The 521-nt window shown below is 51.4% G+C and carries 1 rRNA gene; it reads right to left on the reverse strand.

Going from position 1 to position 521, the window contains the following annotated elements:
* Positions 1-164 (reverse strand): 23S ribosomal RNA (locus tag T260_RS136390); the annotation flags it as partial.
* Positions 165-521 lie beyond the last annotated feature (357 nt).

Here is a 521-nt window from a genome sequence, read left to right on the forward strand (position 1 = left end):
GATTCAGGCATGGATACTGCCCCATTACGGACAGTGGGTTCCCCCATTCGGACATCTCCGGATCAACGCTTGCTTACAGCTCCCCGAAGCGTTTCGGCGTTTGCCCCGTCCTTCATCGGCTCCTAGTGCCAAGGCATCCACCGTGCGCCCTTTCTAGCTTAACCTATCGCGCTCTCGGCTTCTTCCTTTGCTTTTCCGGTTATCTAGTTTTCAAGGAACAAAATTGATTCTTGAGAGAACATGACTCGTTCCCTCAAAACTGAACGAAGCGACTGCCTTGAGTCTGCTTCTTTGCAGCTTTGCGCCGAGGAATCCATCTTCCTTGAACCTGCAAGAAGACGAAGGCGCAAAACACTTGAAGGAATCCTCATTCCTTCAAAACTGAACGAAACAGAAGCGCGTTTTGCTTTGAATAACGACTGATGTCTAGCTCCAGCGCCTGGCTCTCTTCTGCCAAATAACCTTCCCCCTCGGGGTGCAAGCACCCCTGCGGGTGAAGAACATTTGGCTTCGAGAGCCAA

Origin of the sequence: Geobacillus thermopakistaniensis (genome assembly GCF_000498995.1) — a bacterium.
Lineage (GTDB): Bacteria > Bacillota > Bacilli > Bacillales > Anoxybacillaceae > Geobacillus > Geobacillus thermoleovorans.